This is a genomic window from Bythopirellula superficialaquae (genome assembly GCF_059632245.1).
Genome location: NZ_CP197426.1, coordinates 741,468 through 758,412 on the forward strand (window position 1 = coordinate 741,468; position 16,945 = coordinate 758,412).

At 56.3% G+C, this 16,945-nt stretch carries 12 protein-coding genes; 3 read left to right on the forward strand and 9 right to left on the reverse strand.

Annotation, left to right across the window (positions count from 1 at the left end):
- Window positions 1-140: 140 nt before the first annotated feature.
- The 3 genes from SH678x_RS03120 to SH678x_RS03130 all read right to left on the reverse strand — a co-directional run bounded on the left by SH678x_RS03120 (window position 141) and on the right by SH678x_RS03130 (window position 4,026).
- Window positions 141-1,067, reverse strand: coding sequence for a DNA integrity scanning protein DisA nucleotide-binding domain protein (locus SH678x_RS03120; RefSeq protein WP_496921421.1), 927 nt, complete (start codon window positions 1,065-1,067; stop codon window positions 141-143).
- A gap of 143 nt (window positions 1,068-1,210) precedes the next feature.
- On the reverse strand, window positions 1,211-2,962 hold the full coding sequence (locus SH678x_RS03125) for a hypothetical protein (RefSeq protein WP_496921422.1): 1,752 nt from the start codon (window positions 2,960-2,962) through the stop codon (window positions 1,211-1,213).
- A 398-nt stretch (window positions 2,963-3,360) separates the two neighbouring features.
- Window positions 3,361-4,026, reverse strand: a complete 666-nt coding sequence (locus tag SH678x_RS03130; protein WP_496921423.1) for a HEAT repeat domain-containing protein — start codon at window positions 4,024-4,026, stop codon at window positions 3,361-3,363.
- 175 nt (window positions 4,027-4,201) lie between these two features.
- Here SH678x_RS03130 and SH678x_RS03135 point away from each other — a divergent pair, with 175 nt between their 5' ends.
- A complete protein-coding gene (locus SH678x_RS03135; RefSeq protein ID WP_496921424.1) occupies window positions 4,202-6,715 on the forward strand; it encodes a hypothetical protein in 2,514 nt (837 codons plus the stop codon).
- Window positions 6,712-7,638, forward strand: coding sequence for an ABC transporter ATP-binding protein (locus SH678x_RS03140; protein WP_496921425.1), 927 nt, complete (start codon window positions 6,712-6,714; stop codon window positions 7,636-7,638). Before SH678x_RS03135 ends, SH678x_RS03140 begins: the two co-directional genes overlap by 4 nt.
- A gap of 273 nt (window positions 7,639-7,911) precedes the next feature.
- Here the strand turns inward: SH678x_RS03140 and SH678x_RS03145 are convergent, their stop codons facing one another.
- From SH678x_RS03145 to trpB, 3 genes are all read right to left on the reverse strand, one after another.
- Window positions 7,912-8,448 carry a hypothetical protein gene (locus tag SH678x_RS03145; protein ID WP_496921426.1) on the reverse strand — a complete coding sequence of 179 codons (537 nt, stop codon included), beginning with the start codon at window positions 8,446-8,448 and terminating at the stop codon, window positions 7,912-7,914.
- 193 nt (window positions 8,449-8,641) lie between these two features.
- Window positions 8,642-9,445 carry a tryptophan synthase subunit alpha gene (trpA, locus tag SH678x_RS03150; protein ID WP_496921427.1) on the reverse strand — a complete coding sequence of 268 codons (804 nt, stop codon included), beginning with the start codon at window positions 9,443-9,445 and terminating at the stop codon, window positions 8,642-8,644.
- 79 nt (window positions 9,446-9,524) lie between these two features.
- Window positions 9,525-10,745 (reverse strand): tryptophan synthase subunit beta, encoded by a 1,221-nt coding sequence (trpB, locus tag SH678x_RS03155; protein ID WP_496921428.1) that lies wholly within the window; start codon window positions 10,743-10,745, stop codon window positions 9,525-9,527.
- 145 nt (window positions 10,746-10,890) lie between these two features.
- On the opposite strand from trpB, the gene mutM reads away from it, so the two are divergent.
- Window positions 10,891-11,724 carry a bifunctional DNA-formamidopyrimidine glycosylase/DNA-(apurinic or apyrimidinic site) lyase gene (gene mutM, locus SH678x_RS03160; protein WP_496921429.1) on the forward strand — a complete coding sequence of 278 codons (834 nt, stop codon included), beginning with the start codon at window positions 10,891-10,893 and terminating at the stop codon, window positions 11,722-11,724.
- Between the two features lie 125 nt (window positions 11,725-11,849).
- On the opposite strand, the gene SH678x_RS03165 is transcribed toward mutM, so the two are convergent.
- From SH678x_RS03165 to SH678x_RS03175, 3 genes are all read right to left on the reverse strand, one after another.
- Window positions 11,850-14,888, reverse strand: coding sequence for a carbohydrate-binding protein (locus SH678x_RS03165; protein ID WP_496921430.1), 3,039 nt, complete (start codon window positions 14,886-14,888; stop codon window positions 11,850-11,852).
- A gap of 228 nt (window positions 14,889-15,116) precedes the next feature.
- Window positions 15,117-15,659: a hypothetical protein gene (locus SH678x_RS03170; RefSeq protein WP_496921431.1), complete on the reverse strand. Its 543-nt coding sequence runs from the start codon at window positions 15,657-15,659 to the stop codon at window positions 15,117-15,119.
- A 106-nt stretch (window positions 15,660-15,765) separates the two neighbouring features.
- Entirely contained in the window at window positions 15,766-16,833 is a 1,068-nt protein-coding gene (locus tag SH678x_RS03175; RefSeq protein ID WP_496921432.1) for an Lpg1974 family pore-forming outer membrane protein, read from the reverse strand.
- Window positions 16,834-16,945 lie beyond the last annotated feature (112 nt).

Genomic DNA, 16,945 nt, shown 5'->3' on the forward strand with positions numbered 1-16,945 from the left:
TTTAATAATTATTGCTTGCGGGTTAGGAATACGCTAGGGAAGTTGAACTATCTTCGAGAGATTTAACTGGAATAGAGCAAGCATGTGGACTATGCCGATTGGGATCGGTGAAATCCACTGGCTACATTCCGATCATAGCTTCAATCGCCCGAGCCGGGGGGATCGTACTCAAAATCTTTCCACTTCATGGCCCGGCGGAAGGGTTCGATGCGAAGCATGACCTCGCCGTTTTGGAAGAGCCGCACCGTGCCGTTGGACTCGCTCACGGTAATGGCGACCGCGCCGGTGGCGCGGCTGATCGCAGCGGCGGCCCAGTGGCGGGCTCCCAAGCCTTTGCTCAGAGTGATTTCGGCGGCGGGGGCCGAGATGTACTGGCAGGCTGACACGATGGTGCCGTCGGATGAGACAACGAACGCACCGTCGAGTTGGGCAATCTCCTTCACGGACTCGCGAACCTTGGAATCCTCCAGGCGGCGCTCTTCGACGCTGTAGCCGCGAACTGGGTCAAATCCCAGCGGATGGCAATGCTTGAGTACCTTGCGATGATCGCCCACGACGAACAACGTGCCAACCGGCTTACCCTCGCGGCCTTCGCGGCCAATATCAACGGCTAGGTCGACAGTCGTCTTGAGCGTGTCGAGCGGCACGCGAGTTTCGAGTTGACGGAGGTCATGGACCGTTAGCCGCCCCAGGTGCTCATCAAGATTGATGACGCTCACCGAATCGATCGTGTCGACCTCGAAGCCGCTATAGAGGGCAACAACACAGGCCCCAGGGGTGAGCAGGTCGTCGGCCACGCTTTCCAGGAGCGCCTGGGTCAATCGCTCATAGACGGGGCTGTCGGGGATGTTGAGCAGAACGGTGTCGAAATCGAAATCATCGGCACCTACCAAGTGTTCCTGGTGATCGCTGGCCAAGAGCACTTGTTGATCGCCGGTGATCTCGCGCAGCTTTTGCCAGTCGAGAGCGGATTCGAGCAAGAAGAGCAGGGCGTCGGCCTCTTCGTGTTTGGCGAGGCGGATGGCAATTTCACAAAATGCCTGGAGTTGTTCGGAGATTTTCGACAACGGTGCCATCCACAATTAGCAAGCTGTTACGCGAGTAATACCTTGCCCCACCCAAGTATGTGAGAGAAAACGCCGGCCAACAACGGCGAGACTCTGCAATTTAGAGCAAAAACAGAGGTTCTTCAATGGAAGAAACGGGGCGCTCAACGGATGCCTCGTGAGCCGGTAATGGTCGTGTCGCGGATTGCCATCGGCATATCGCCGGGAGCATCGTATTTGGAGAACATCAGGCGATCGTAGACCACCAGGGCGTGGATTGCATGGCCCAGAGGCCCGGCTTCCCAGTCGCGATAACGGTTCTGATACATCAGATTCGTCAAGAAATATACGGCTTTGGTGGTGCGTGGGTTGTTGAGCTCACGGTCGGTCGACGAATACAGCAACCATTCGAGCATGTGGCCCGTGGTCTTGAGCTTGCGATCAATATCAGGTTCGTCCTCACGGCCTTGGAACCAGTTGGTGCTGAAGCTGCCATCTGGATTCTGGGTGCGGAACGTATACTGCTGATGTTGAGCGACAAATCGTTTGGCTTGGGCGTATTCGCCGTTGACCGCCTCACCGCGGGCCTCACGAGTTTTGTAAGCCAAAGTCAGGCCCGACAGACGATGCGTGCCACCGCACGCGGCGCCACGAATGGGCTGTTTGATTTCCTCGGTGACCAGCTTGCGCATGTTCCATTGCATGCCCTGGTCGTTCATCCACTGAGTTTCGCTGTCGAGATAATGCATCAAGCCGATGAGCTTGAAGGTGAGCTCGGTACGTGGATAGCAGGTTTCCATCTCGGCCTTGATCAGATCCTTGATCTTGAACTCGTGACCATCGACGAGCATCGGGTACTCGCTGCTGACTTTCGCCTGGGCGAGAATCGCGAGCAATTGGCCACGATGACCTTGTAGCGCCGGACCGACTTTGACGTTGAGTTCGCCCTCATCATCGACGTGCATCAGCTTCATGCGGCGGCAGGACTGATTGAAGCAGAGCCAACCCACGGCTGAAACTGGTTTGCCTTGTGGTCCCCCTTGCAGCATGCGGCTGTGAACTTCATAAGAAAGCGCACAGTGCATCACTTCCCAGGGACTGCGGTCGCGGGTGTTCATCGGACGTTCATAGTAGTAACGCAAGACGCGACGGACATGCTCACGGAGCGCTTTTTGATTACGGGTGAGCGGCGGCAGCTTTTCTTGAACGGTTTCCAACGTGCTGTCGTCGGATTCTGCCTCGGGCGCAGGGTAGTTATTAAGCGGCGTGGCGTTGAGCTCTTCCTCGGTTTCATCACCGATTGGCATGCGCTCTTGATCGAGCACTTCGCCGATGCGGCGGCTCGTAGTAGTACGCTGCGGTTGGCGAGTAATCATGGGACGGCGAGCCACTTCGGGCACGGTCGCGCGATTTCGTGCTTCGTGTTCAGCCGGTTGATCGTCGATCACAGTTGGCGCACTGAGTTGTGGCCCGCGAGAGTCGCTTGGCTCGTTGAGCGGTGTGGGCGTAATATCGGCCGACGGGATCGCCCGAGGGCGACCACCCGAGGAACGTGGCGAAATCCATTTGCTGAACGGCGAAGAGGATATCTTGCCGGCAGAAGAAGTTTGTGTGGGCGTCGTCTGCGGCCGATCGGCGATTTGCACGGGCCGAGATTCTACGGGCGTCGGAGTGACGTTTTTGGCACTCTGTTGCCCTGGACGAGCATCCTTGATGAACCCTTTGACAGTCGACTGCCACATGAGATTCTGCTGTGGCACGTGCGAATCGAGCGTGGACGACGTATCGAACGGATCGCTCTCGATGGAAAAGTCTTGGGCCAGCAGCAACTGCGCATTGGCAGCCACAACCGCACCCAACAGAATCAGGCGCAAACTCTGGCGAATCCGCGCGTACTCTGGCAACCGACGTTGCATCGAGTCACTCCCCCCTGAACTACGAACCGACTGCCACGGATGTGGCACTCCCGACTTAACTGTGGTGCGAGAACCCGATAAGTGGGCAAGGACTTCCTCCGCTTGAAGTCGCGCTCACCCAAACGGTTCTCAGCACCCAAACAACGAACAGCGCGAAACTGTCCGCAGGAGTTGGTATCGGGTGAGGGGCGGTGAGAATTGACACCAAAAAAAGTGTTAATGTCCGCGGGTTTTACGGAAACGGAAGGTGGGAGATTTACGGGAGCAAAGCAAACGTGAAGAGTCTGCTAGCTGCTGGCGTGAGGTGAAGCGGAGTCGAAATTTCGACGCCAGTGCAAGTTGTTCCAGCACCGGAGGGCGAGGTGGGCAGTGGCACCCGTATTCAGGAATCAAAAAGCTTAGAATGGAGAATACTGGCGGACTTTGTCGGCGAGCGAAGCTTTGGGCTGAATGACGGCGTCGCCTTGCTCGGTGAACTGCTGCCAGGCTTTGACGTCGTTGCCCAGGTCTTGGCCGCTTAAGTTTTTGAGCGCTTCGACGCCGGCATATTGCAGGGCCGGATCGCGGTCTTTAACGGCGACGGATAACGCTTCGATAGCCTCGGGGGTGTTGATCTGCCCCAGGGCATCGGTCGCCGCAAGACGAAGGTCCAAATTATCGGACGCTTGCAAAACTTCGCGAAGCGCGGCAACCGACTCCGGCTCGGCACGTTCGCCCAGCTTGCGGCAGCAAGTCATCTGGACCTCGGGGTTGTCGTCTTTGAGGCCAGCGATCAGCACATCACGGGCGAGTGGAACCTGGTATTCGGCGATGGATTCCTGAATCGCGCGGCGGACCAAGGGATCGCGCTCCGTGCGAATCTGAGCGACCATTTCATCGACCGAGCGTTGCTGCTCCGTCGAGTCGGCATCCCGGGCCCGGGCGGCCCCTTCGCGAATCGCGGCGATGCGCATGGCGGGGGTGATGATCGAGGTACGTTCATTTTCCTGCCACGGCAGGCTGGTGCAGCCCGCCGAAGCGAGGAGGATCGTAAGGCAGATGAAGCGCGAAAATGCGGAAACCATGAGCGACATTGACGCTGGTGAGCACGGACATGATTAGCAAGGAGGGGTGAAATAACAAAAACTTCAGGGCCTCGCCATGCCAAAAGTCGCGATTGCTAGCGGGCTGTGTCGGCACGGGGCGTGGAGTAGAATGACAGCACGTTTTCCGGCTCGCGGTGAGAGGCGTTTCTCGACCATGCAGATTTTATCCCCACGACTTCGAAAGACGGTTTGGCAGTTAAGTTGGCGTTTGGGACTATTGGCATGGTTCCACTTGCTAGCAACAGGGCCGATGGCGATTGCCCAGGACTCTCCCGAGCAGGAAACCACGGAGGAAGCTGCCGCCGAGGGAGACGATGCCAAAGAGGACGACGAAAAAGAGGAAGAACGCCGCAAGCCGCCGCTGGAGATCGGGCCGTTGCGACCGCAGTTCGGCGAAGTCGTCGTCGATCCTGGTGTGCAAGATGGGCCAACCATCGCACTCAAGCCGGGGCATTGGACCGCGATGGTTCAAACGATGCAGGCGAACTACAACGACTTCGTGGGTAGGTTCTCCGCCGAGATTTTGGACGAAAATCAACGACAGGTGGCGCTCGAGCATTCGCGGTTTGGGTTACAAGTGACTCGTGGGGTCACGCTCGTGAATGGCAAAGAGCGCGACATCCAAGGAGAGTTGTTTCTGCCGCAGAGGACCGAAGGGACGCGATTGCTTGCAGAGTTGGTGGATCGCGATTCGGGGGCGGGAGTTTTTCTTTACCAGCCAAAGATTGCATGGATCCCCGCGTATCAATACAACATCGTCGTTGTGGCCAAGGAGCCCGCGAAGTATGCGTTTCTCAAGGTGACGAACTCCGTGCGAGCTCCGTGGGAAGAAGAGTTCACCGAAGGCTCGCAGGCATACTATCAAGTTTCGTTATTAAAGGCAGGGGCGACGATTCCTTTGCCGGAGAATCCGCTCACGTGGACAAGCGTGGCATTCCTGGTGTGGGACGAAGTCGATCCCACGCGGCTGTCAGTGGCGCAACAGGACGCGCTATTGGATTGGGTGCATTGGGGGGGGCGGCTGATTATCAATGGGCCTGATTCGCTGGCCTCGCTGCAAGGAAGTTTCCTTGATGAGTATCTGCCAGCGGATGACGGAGGTCCCCGGGAGTTTAAAACAGCGGACCTGGAACCGTTGTCGACACATTGGGGAGCACGAGAGAGTGGCGGAGCGATTGCGGCGCTCGCACCACGGCAACCGTTCTCGGGTATCGTGCTGAAGAAACGTGACGGCAGCCGGTCGCTCGCGGGCACGGACAATTTGTTTGTCACGCACGACGTGGGGCGCGGCGTGATTATGGTGTCCGCTTTTCAGTTGGCCGAGCGCGAGTTTATCAATTGGTCGGGGTTTGACAGCTTTTTGAATGGTGCTTTGTTCGGGCGGCCACGGCGGATTTTTTCGTCGGGGCCGTATGGTGCGCTGCAAGCGGATTGGGTCGATCACCATAATCGTCGGCTGGACGCGCACTTCACGACGCCGCTGCGGCTGTTTGCCCGCGATGCGCAAAGCGCTGCCAACACATCGCCGCCCAAAGAAGTTGAAGTCAATCAATTCGGTGGTTCCGTAGAGATTCCCCAGATGGTGGTTGATCGCCCGGGTGGGGTTGGCTCTTGGGATGAATTTTCACCGACGGCGGACATAGCGCGGGAACTCTTGCTGGTGGCGGCTGGTGTGCAAGTTCCTGGGGCAGGATTCATCATTGCCTGCTTGGCATTGTATTTGATGGTGCTTGTTCCCGTGAATTGGTTGATCTTTCACACCATCCAGCGGGTGGAATGGGCGTGGATTGCCGTGCCGTTTGTAGCGATGTTGGGAACTTGGGCCGTGGTCAAGCAAGCGCAACTCGACATCGGATTTGTTCGCGCGCAGACGGAAGTCGGCGTATTGGAACTGTTCGGTTCGCATGACCGCGGCGTGTTGTCGCGATTCACGGCGATGTATTCGTCGCTGTCCACGACGTATGAAATCGAGTTTCCCGATCAGGAAGCGGCATTGGTGCTGCCGTTTCCGGCGAACAAAAAAGATCCGACAGCCTGGGAGGCTTCGGTGGTGTTCGACGAGAGCAGTTCGCCGCGGCTGGAAGGGTTGACTGTGGCATCGTCGGCGACGCGCTTAGTACACGCCGAGCAGATTCAGCCGCTTGATGGGCCGCTGCGGTTGGGGAAGTCATCGCGTGGGCTAGCGCAGGTGGAGAATCGTTCTCAATTTAAAATTCGTGATGCAGTAGTGATCCGCCGGACCTTTGATCGCAATGGCAAGCCGCGTTACGAAGGTTGCTGGTTAGGTGAAATCAAAGCGGGACGCTCGGCCGTGTTGGGGATGCGGACCTTGATTTGGGATCCTAAGGGTTTGCCGTTTGCTAACGAACGTGTGACCGCGGCGGCGGGACGATTGATTCCAAGCATGAATGTTGATGCACTTGTGAAGCTGGCCTGCCAGTTTGAAGATAAGCACGATAGGTCGGCCACTCAAAGAATGGAAACGCGATTGGTTGGAGTGATCGACGAAGGTCTGCCAGGGATGGAAGTGGCTCCTGAAGCTTCGCAGCGCAAGGGGGCAACGGTAGTGATTGCCCATTTGGAATACGGTCCCTTGGCTGCATCGCGGCCCGACGTGAATAGCCCGGCCGATGTTGTTACGCAAACCGAGAACGACGAGTCGCCATGATCGAGATTACCAATTTTGGCAAGCACTATGGCGACTTTGTGGCCGTGGCGAATTTGAATTTGAAAATCCCTGCGGGCGAGATGTTTGGGTTCATTGGACCAAACGGCGCGGGGAAGAGCACGACGATTCGCTTTTTGGCGACGTTGTTGCAGGCCACCCACGGCGAGGGTACGGTCAACGGGCATAGCGTGACGCGCGACCCGATTGCCGTGAGGCGAAGCATTGGTTACATGCCCGACAATTTTGGCGTTTACGACGGCATGAAGGTGTGGGAGTTCTTGGATTTCTTTGCCGTGGCTTATCAAGTTCCCGCCGCGCGGCGTAAGGAAGTTCTATCCGACGTATTGGAACTATTGGATCTGACGCACAAACGAGATGATTACGTCAACGGCTTGTCGCGCGGCATGAAGCAGCGGTTGTGCCTGGCGAAAACGTTGGTGCATGATCCGCCGGTGTTGATTCTCGACGAACCTGCGAGTGGGCTTGATCCGCGTGCGCGGCTGGAAGTGAAGGCACTGTTGAAAGAGCTACGGAAGATGGGGAAGACAATTCTCATCTCGAGCCACATTCTCACGGAGCTGGCCGATTGCTGCACGAGCATCGGCATTATCGAGCGAGGGCAACTCTTGCTGCACGGACCGATCGATAAGGTTTACCGCCAGATCAATAAGAATCGGCACATTGAAGTTCGTTTCACGGGGAGTCCCGAGGCGGGGATCGGCTTGATTCAGAGCGATCCCAACGTGAAGCGGGTCGACGTTAACGCGCGGACTTGCGTGTTTGAGATGGTGGGCCAAGACGCAGACGTGCAGCGCTTGATGCGTCAGTTGGTCGCCGCGGATTGCGGGCTGATCTCCTTCGCCGAGCGCGAGCCGACGCTCGAGGACGTGTTTATGATGGTGACGAAGGGATTGGTGACGTGACGTTACACCGGGCAACCCACTTCGATATGTGCCAAATGGAAGCCTGCTTTTTGAATGGCGTGAGCCGCAGTTGTGATGGCATCTTCCAGAGAAGATGGCTCGCGTGAAAAACAAAAGAATGCGGTGCCGTCACGACTCACAATCGTGCCGTCATCACAGCCTGCAGCGTACAAAGCATCCCCTCGTCATCAGACAATTGTGAGACGCCGTTGGGTATTACGTTGAATTCGTAAGTTTTCACAGTGTTTGGCTTTCGTGCTTGGAAAGAACATTCTACCCCAGCAGAATCGGCTTGTCGCCTTCGCGTTGTTCCCATTCGCGGCGGACTTCGCCCAGGCCGTACACACATAACTCGAAGCAATCGCTCAAGCGTTCAAGTACGTCGTCAGGGGCGGAGCTTTCGTCGGTGGGGAGTCGGCTGGCCAAGAGATAGTTGCGTTTGCCTTGATCGCGATAGTTGATCAGGCTGTCTTTGGTTTGCTTGCGGCGGTTCTCGGCGGTCTCGGGATAAATTCCCAACCAGAACAGCGTGAAGTCGCCGATGTGGCGATGCACGCGGCGGCGGGCTGGGCCTTGGCGGCATTGGGCTTCTTCGAGCATGTCGACGACAGCCACGAGACGCTGGCCGGTGGGAGTTCGCATACCATAGATCGCATCGGTGCGAACGAAGTGCGTCAGCAGGGCGGTCAGATAGTCAACGAGAGGGGGATCGGCCACGCCGAGTTGTGTGGTGAATGTGTACTCGGTGATCCCGGCAAAAAAGCGGTGCAGCATTTCGCTGCGGCCAGGGCGGGGGGAACCGGCAGTCATAGGCGACCTCCATCGGTGGGGGAAGGGGTCGGTTGCGTCGCACGCCTGTCGGCTTGTACCAGCAGCACATAAAGCCGACCGATGAACCGTAACCCTTTTAATTTTAACTTGCCGATTTTGACAAGGTCAAATTTTTTAGAAGGTGGATTTCAGTCGGGGTCGTATCGGGGTCGGGACGACCTGGCTCGCTGGATTAGGAATCGAGTGCCGACAATAAGCTCTGGAGATAATCTCCGACTTCTTTGATAGTGGCGTCGCGGCCTTTGCTGTCGGCCTCGGCCACGCGGCGCACGATGGCGGAACCCACGATCAAGCCGTCGGCCACGGGGGCTAAGAGCCGCACGTGCTCGGGTTGGCTGATGCCGAAACCAATGCAAACGGGGAGCGGAGTTTGTGAGCGGAGCCAGGTCACGCGTTCGAGTAAATCAGGCGGAAGTTGGGTGCGTTCCCCGGTGATGCCAGCCACGGAGACGTAGTAAATGAAGCCGCTCGAAGTTTCGGCAATGCGCAGAGCACGTTCTTTCGGAGTGAGCGGTGTGACCAACTGAATGAGGCTCAGATCGCGGTCGGCGCAAATCTTGGCGAGTGCCGGCGATTCATCGACGGGCAGATCGGGGACAATCATGCCCGCAATGCCGCGCTCGACGAGATCGTCGGCGTATTTTTCTGCTCCGTGGCGATAGATAATCGCATAGCTGACCATTGTCACGAGTGGCGTGGACACTTGGGGGGACACTTTGCCGAGCATGTCGAGAATGCCCGCCAGTTTGACTTTCTTCTGAAGCGCGCGAGTGTACGAAGCTTGGATCACGGGCCCATCGGCTATGGGGTCGCTGTAAGGGATGCCGACTTCGCACATCGATGCGCCGCGCTTGGCGAGCTCTTGAATCACTTGGGCGGTGAAGTCGAGATCGGGATCGCCCGCCGTGATGAAGGGCATCAAGGCCTTACGGTTGGTTTGGCGAAGCTCGGCGAAGAGTTTGTCGATTGCGGACATAGTGTTTTACTTATTTAGCCGCGGGATTTATCCCGTGCTACGAGTAATACCCGCCACAAGTGGCGGGACTAAATAGAAATTAACCGAATTTGACGCCCTTGAGCCGTGCGAGTTCGGAGGCGTCTTTATCTCCGCGGCCTGAAAGGCAGACGACGATACGTTCTTTCTTGTCGCGTTCGGCGGCGAGTCGCATCGCTTCGGCGATGGCGTGCGATGATTCGAGCGCGGGGAGGATGCCTTCCAAACTCGCCAGGGCATCGAACGCCGCCATCGCGGCTTCGTCGGTGCAGCTGGTGTACTTCACTCGGCCGGAATCTTTCCAGTAGCTGTGCTCGGGACCGACACCGGGATAATCAAGTCCCGCCGACATGGAATGCACGTCGCACGTTTGACCGTCTTCGTCTTGCATCACGTAGCTGAAACTGCCGTGCAAAACGCCAGGGCTGCCGTAGGTCAGTGGCGAGGCATGATCTCCGGGTTTGTTGCTGCGACCCCCGGCTTCGACGCCAACCATTTCGACGTCTTTCAAATTCACAAACGGGTAGAACATGCCCGCGGCGTTGCTGCCGCCGCCGACGCAAGCGACCACGACGTTGGGAAGGTCAACAAACTGGGCGCGAGATTGTTCGATGGCTTCGCGGCCTATGACTGATTGGAAGTCGCGAACAATCTGGGGAAAAGGATGCGGACCGACGACCGAGCCGAGGATGTAATGCGTGGTTTCGACGCTTGCCATCCAGTCGCGCATCGCTTCGTTGATGGCATCGCGCAAGGTGCGAGAACCGCTACTCACGGGTCGCACTTCTGCACCGAGGAGCTTCATGCTGAAAACATTGGGAGACTGGCGGCGGATATCTTCTTCGCCCATGTAGACGACGCAATCGAGACCGAAATGGGCACAGGCGGTTGCCGTGGCGACGCCATGTTGGCCGGCCCCTGTTTCGGCGATCACTCGCTTTTTGCCCATCCGCAAGGTGAGCAGCGCTTGCCCCAGCGTGTTGTTGATCTTGTGGGCGCCGGTGTGATTGAGGTCTTCGCGCTTGAGCCAAATTTCGGCCCCGCCACATTTTTCGGTGAGGCGCTTCGCAAAATAGAGGGGCGAGGGGCGGCCCACATAGTTTTTCAACAGGTCGTCGAGTTCGGCCTGGAACGTAGGGTCCGTTTTCGCGGCTTCGTAGTCTTTGGTGAGCTGATCGAGAGCGAACACCAAAGTTTCGGGCACGTAGCGTCCGCCGAACGCTCCATAGCGACCAGCGGCATCGGGAACGTTCACAGTAGCTGGGGTGGGAGATGTTGCCATGTCGCAGTCCTGGGTAAACAGTCGATTCTCGATAGCCCGTTGATGAGGGTCAAGGGCAGGGAATCTGAAATATGAGATGCTCGATTGGTGAATTCAGCGAAATAAGAGATTTGCCTTTTCCCATTTCAGATTTACCATTGCTTCCATGCCTGAATTGCCTGAAGTGGAAACGATGCGGCGGGGGATTTTAGCCGCGGTGGGGAGTCAAATCGCCGCCGTGGAGAAAGTGCGCTGCCAGCGGTTGCCGATCACGATCCAGCCCGCGCCGGCTTTGTTTCGACGCCGTGTGGTGGGGTCGACGATTTCCACGATCGGCCGCGTGGGGAAGCGGGTGGTAATCTGGTTGGATGAAGAGCAAGCGATTGTCATTGAGCCACGCATGACGGGTTTGGTGCTGGTCGACGAGGCCCCGACCAAGGAACATTTGCGTTGGCGATTGGAATTACGGGGCGGTCCACTCGCGGAGATCTTTTATTGGGACCGCCGGGGGCTGGGAAGTGTTCGCTTGTTTTCAGCAAAAGAATTTGCAATTCAATTCGGGCCGGAAAAGTTAGGGCCGGATGCGCTGGAAATTTCTGGGGACTTATATCGAGCGCGGCTTGCCCATTCGCAGCGGGAGGTCAAGGTCGCCTTACTCGATCAACGGGCTGTGGCGGGGATTGGAAATTTGTACGCTGCCGAGATATTGCATTTGGCACGTATTCATCCGCGCAAGCGTTGTAGCGAAATCACGAAGCGTGAGTGGCAGCGAATTGCGGAGGCCACGCATGCGGTCCTGAACTTGGCGATTCAGTACGAAGGCTCAACGCTGAGCGATGGTACTTATCGCAACGCGCTCAATAAGCAGGGGGGCTATCAGAATGCCCACCGCGTGTACGACCGCGCAGGGCAAGCTTGCCCTCGTTGTCGACAGGGAACGATCGAAAGGATCGTGCAAGCGCAGCGTTCGACGTTTTTTTGTGGGACGTGCCAGAAGTGAAGGCTGTAACCCTCCTGTTCAAGAGAGTTATCAAATTCCGAATGGAATGGAAGTTGAACTTGGATTTGGCAAGATCTAAGAGATAGAGCGTGGTGTCATGTATGGCTGCAGCACACCATGCAATGTTAAGCTTTGCGATTTACGTTGCGCACACGACTTCCACTTGAGGCAATTGCAATAGAGACCAAGAGCCAACCACAGCTTGGTTCAGGAACGGGGAGATTAGTGGCGGCGGTAAGTTCGCCACTGGAATTGCTGTGCAGTGTGGCGATCTGCGTGCTGACGCCGCTGCCGAACTGCCTTTGCCATTCCAGGAAATCTCGGCCATCGGTATCTCCATCGTCATCTGTATCACCAAGGTCGTTAAGACTAAACGACTCATGCCAGATTTCTAGATCCGCGCCGTCGACATCGCCGTCATTGTCAAAGTCGGCCGTGTAAGGAGTCGAAAGTTGCAGAAGGATATACTCGCCAGGGTTGATATTGCCGTTGCCATCGAGAGAAGCGGGTACTTGCTGGCTGCTCACGAGCATTCCCCCATCTTGCGATTGATAAAGACCCACAGCAAGGTAAATCTGGTCGGGAGTCACACCGAATTCCTCAGCGAGATTGATTGTCCCTTCTAAGAATCCCAAACCGTTGCCGGAGGCCACTTCGTTCGAGCCCACGGCATCAAACCAACTGGCAAAATTGTTGTTGTTTTCGTCGGCTAAAAAAGCATCCCATCCTGCGATCTGGCCGCTTTTGGCCCAATTGGCGGGTTGCATCGTACCTGGCACATCAGCCAAATAAATGAAGACATCATTCCCTTCGCCGGCATCTTGAGTTGCTAGATAGAGAATGTCACCTTCCACAGCTGCATACAAACCACGGGTTCCATTGGAGGCGATGAGCTGGGCTTCGGCGTCAAGGAGTCCATCCATCTCAAATTCGGGAGGTGCCAGCGCACCTTCGACCGCGAATTGCCAATCCTGCCCGTTGTTATTATCCCAGATGTTCGAGCCGTTGTTGAATACCATATCGAGCACGTTGGCGGACATACTTACCGGGATGGTAGCATCCCATTTTTCGGAGTTGGCATTCCAGGTCATCGCTAAGTCTGGTGAAGGGACAGTTTCCCAGTCATTGAAGCCGTAATGCAAGTAAACCTGCGAAGCACTGGCCAAGGGCCCCCCGCTTGGATCATAGGATATGGTGACTGGTTGACCTGCTTGAGCCGGATTGGGGTTGATCGTAACGATGCTCGAAGGTGTGATTGTCGAGGAACCGACAAAAACGTGCTGAATATCGGTCCGTGCGGTATTGCCCAGAAGGTCGATCGCCTCGACATAGTAGTCCACCAACGAGTTCTCGATGCCGGTGACCATTCCTCCATAGCGTAAGGCTCGGTATGTAGGAGCGAGAATATTGGCTGGTGGTGCCAGGTCGCTGGAAGTCATCGGGATGCTCATCCAGGAGCCAACTTCGGATCCACCCGCGTAGGTTTCATTATGAAACGAGTCGAGCGGATTGAATCCGTCACTGTCGATGCGATATTTGAGTGTCACGCTGGACAACCCACTGACGTCGTAGGCAAAGGTCCAGACCTCAAACTCGCTTGGCTCGGGTGATGTACTCCACTCGAATCCCCCAGGATTATATGATTCGCGCTGAGGGAGAAAGACACTCGGAGCGGTTGTCTCGACGCCCGAAAAATTGTTCAAGACCTGATTGGCCTGGGCGACTGCCAGATTGCTGCCGCGTGTAACGTTGCTGTCCCAAATCTCGGTGCCGTCCCAATACCAGTGGTCCGAGGCTTCGGCCTGCAGCAGATAATGCCATGCCCGTTCGGTGGGGGTTCCCGTTCCGGTGTAGATTCCTTGCATGTTCGTCGCGGGGGCGATATCGTCCGCGGTGAACACTCGATTCTTGGCGGCGGTCAGCACGGCCCATGAATTACGATCGGGACTCCAACCGGAGGAGTTTGGGTCGCCGAGCCATTTTTTGAATTCGGGGTCACCATTGTCGGCTCCCGCCCATGAACCCGGCTCGATGTGGACAACGTCGTTCGGATCGACAGGGAAGCGGTCGAGATAATCCTGCACGGTGGTCACATCGTAGTTTGGCGTACTGGAAACCCAGTTCACCATGTTCTGGAAATTGCCATGATAGTAGCTCTCCGAGCCACCACCAAAGTTATCGCCGTCGTGATGCAGCAGGACGAACATCGGGTGATCGGGGTCGGTGTTAAACTGACGACACTGCTCCATCACGGCCTCATATTGCAGCGCGCCGTAGCCTCCTCGGCCGTCTTCGTTTCCCTCGTAGCGAGCACCTGGAACGGCCACAATTTTGCTGGCCAAACCCGTGTTGGGATCGACATACTGCACGTGGTGGGGTTGATACGAAAAGGGAGCACTGACACGGCTGGGGGCCCATAAATTATTCAGTTGTACCCAGGCCCCACCATTGGCCGCCGGGTCAGGATTGATCTGATCGGCGCGATTCGGAGCGTATAGGTTGGAGGCGTTGGTATGGGGATAGTTTTGCGTCGCCCGATCCAGGTGGATGCTGTCGACAATCGCCCATTCAAGCCCTTCGGCCAAAAGTGCTGGAATCATCCGGGTTGAGAAGGCGGTTTCCGCGGGAAAGATTCCTTTGGAGTAAGGCACATCCGTGCCGAAGGTTTGCTGTATGACATGCTTGTGCAATTTGATTTGCATCCGCATGTCGCGCTCGTCCAACAGCGGCATCAACGGATGATGTGCGCCGAAGCCCACGATATCGAGTCGTGGATTTCCCTCGGCCGTGGTCCAAGCCTGAGCTGTGTTGTACGAAGACTCCCAATTGTTCCACATTCCACCGTTTGTGCCCACCGATTCCAGGTTGTTAAGGTTCTGCACGAGGGAACCTGAAAAAGAAACCTGAGCCCCAAGGTGCGGTTGGCTGAGTCCCAGCTGAAGCGCGTCTTTCGGCCAACTGGTGTAAGGTCCAAAGCGTTGATTATGGATGTCGTAGAGATTGAATGAAAACCGTCCAGCCGCCTGGGTCTGGAGAATGGTTTCCCCAGGGTAGTAAATCGGCTGGTGCATGTGCCAGAGGAAACCGATGTTGATCGGTTCGACCGCGGAGAGTACCCCGCCCAAAGCAAACCAGACAGCTACCGCTGCAAGAGCGAGCCTCATCGCTCCTCCCCGATTATGAATGACTCAAGATAAGTGTGGCGAACTAATTTAAGAGGCGCCAAATCATGGAAATTGGTATCAGAAAGTTCGAGAAAATCAGATTTTGCGGCGATTTGTCGTGTTTTTCGGCCCCGGCTGGGTTATTGGCGCCCCGAATGCTGGTTGCTTGAGCCGTTGATTTGCAACGGCAATGAACGTCCTCGGCGGAAGCGATATGCAAGAGTCCAACTATCGCTTATCACGTTCTGCCAAGCGTGCTTCCGCTTCGACACTGCCCAGTTTGGCCGCGCGGCGGTAGAAGACCTTGGCGACTTCCAGTTGGCCTGTGGCTTCGGCATCGCGGGCGCGGCGTAAATAAACTTGGGCATCCACGCGATCTGGGGCTTGGTCGAGTGGTGCCACGGGTCGCCCTAACACGTCGAAGGTAGCGCCACGTCGGCGGGCCGCCTCGGCGAGCACGGCGCGATCGAGTTCTTCGTTGTCGATCACAGTTACACCCATTTGTAGGCCCACCGATTCGCGGGTGATGCCGTATGATGGTCCAACTCTATCGAACGGCGTGGCCACAATGCCGCCGTAGGTGACTCCGCCAAGTGGAATCGTGCCGTGGGTGGGGACGACGACCGTGGTTGAGACACCGAAGTAGTGGAACGTGGGAAGCTGGATGGTTTGCTGTTGGATCACCTGTCCGTGGGCGGCAAGTGGGAAAAGCACAACAACGGCCAGGGGTAACCAGCGTGGCATGATGTTCTGATAATTCGAGTCAACCATCGCGGCATCGGAACGATACCGGCTAAAATGTTGAATTGTAGGAATAAACAAACGGGCGGTCGAGAAAGTTCTCGCCGCCCGTGAATATTCGAAGTTGACTCTTAGTTTACCATTTGAAACCGGTTGCTAGCGACAGGCCCACGGCTTTGGCATCGCCCAACCCTGCCGAAGCGAAGGAGTTTGTTGTCAGGTCGCCGATCGTACCGCCAAAGCCAGCACCACCTGTGGGTGGTCCGTTGATGTCCCAATATTGGTACTCGAACGCAGCGCGGAAGAACGCCGAGGCGGGAAGATTGCGAAGGGCGAAATCAAATTGACCGCCGAGTTGGAGTTCATTGATAATCATAAAGCTCTCGGCATTGTTGCGTGTCACTGTTGCTGCACCCGAGAGTGGTGTGCTGGGATTACTAACGATCGTGCCGGCCGAGCGACCGAAGGAATCGGTATGGCCCCACAATTCGGACCAGCGGCCACCTAGGAAGACATGGAATGGTCCGTCACCGATTTGCCGACGGGCAACTAAACCGGTGACCACACCCGTGCCATCGAAATCGCAGCCGTTGGAGAGATTAAGATTGGCAAAGTTGCCCGTTGTGATGACGCCGAACGCATGAAACAGCGACTGGGCATCATAAGCAGCGTGACGGGCACCTACTGAGACGTCGATTTTGGTTTTGCCTGGATTGAAACTTCGAATGAGTTCGATATCAATCAAATCCATGTTGGTCGTGTCAGTTTCGGTGTAAGTACCAAAAGTTGGGAGTGGTGTTGTGCCTGGAGTGAGTGTGGGGAAGCGAGTCTCATTGTCGCTCAAATGAAAATAGCGGGTCGCGATGCCCCAGTTTTCATTAAGTTGACGGCCTAATACCACGCGTGGTGCATAGGCGAAATCGTCCAGACCTGTTCCAGTGTTAAAACTGATCTCCGTTCCTGGCGTGGTATTGTCGTTGAACGACGCGGTGATTCGACCCCCGGTTGTATTATCAACGTCGAGAAACAGTATTTCAGCACCCGCAAACCAGAACGAACTGTTGCAATCACTCGTGTGAGAATGAAACACAACCGGCTGAACTCCGGGATCGTCGGTGGCAACTGCCTGTTCGACGAAACTCGGCTCAATCAACGTGTCGGCGTGAGAAGGTGCAATAAAGAGAAGCGACAGTAGAACTGCCATACACCAAACCAATCCCTTGGTCTTCATGCGATGACTTTCTGAAATTTGAAAGAGCGATTCAAGATGCAGGCGCGCGATCGAAGCGCAAGTTGGAATCGCATTATGTGGGGCG

Bases quoted from the DNA above. Each gene is read 5' to 3' on its own strand.
- SH678x_RS03135 (WP_496921424.1), top strand. From the start codon at position 4,202: ATGCAGATTTTATCCCCACGACTTCGAAAGACGGTTTGGCAGTTAAGT.
- SH678x_RS03125 (WP_496921422.1), bottom strand. From the start codon at position 2,962: ATGCAACGTCGGTTGCCAGAGTACGCGCGGATTCGCCAGAGTTTGCGC.
- SH678x_RS03130 (WP_496921423.1), bottom strand. From the start codon at position 4,026: ATGGTTTCCGCATTTTCGCGCTTCATCTGCCTTACGATCCTCCTCGCT.
- SH678x_RS03140 (WP_496921425.1), top strand. From the start codon at position 6,712: ATGATCGAGATTACCAATTTTGGCAAGCACTATGGCGACTTTGTGGCC.
- SH678x_RS03170 (WP_496921431.1), bottom strand. From the start codon at position 15,659: ATGGTTGACTCGAATTATCAGAACATCATGCCACGCTGGTTACCCCTG.
- trpB (WP_496921428.1), bottom strand. From the start codon at position 10,745: ATGGCAACATCTCCCACCCCAGCTACTGTGAACGTTCCCGATGCCGCT.
- SH678x_RS03175 (WP_496921432.1), bottom strand. From the start codon at position 16,833: ATGGCAGTTCTACTGTCGCTTCTCTTTATTGCACCTTCTCACGCCGAC.
- SH678x_RS03165 (WP_496921430.1), bottom strand. From the start codon at position 14,888: ATGAGGCTCGCTCTTGCAGCGGTAGCTGTCTGGTTTGCTTTGGGCGGG.
- SH678x_RS03145 (WP_496921426.1), bottom strand. From the start codon at position 8,448: ATGACTGCCGGTTCCCCCCGCCCTGGCCGCAGCGAAATGCTGCACCGC.
- mutM (WP_496921429.1), top strand. From the start codon at position 10,891: ATGCCTGAATTGCCTGAAGTGGAAACGATGCGGCGGGGGATTTTAGCC.
- trpA (WP_496921427.1), bottom strand. From the start codon at position 9,445: ATGTCCGCAATCGACAAACTCTTCGCCGAGCTTCGCCAAACCAACCGT.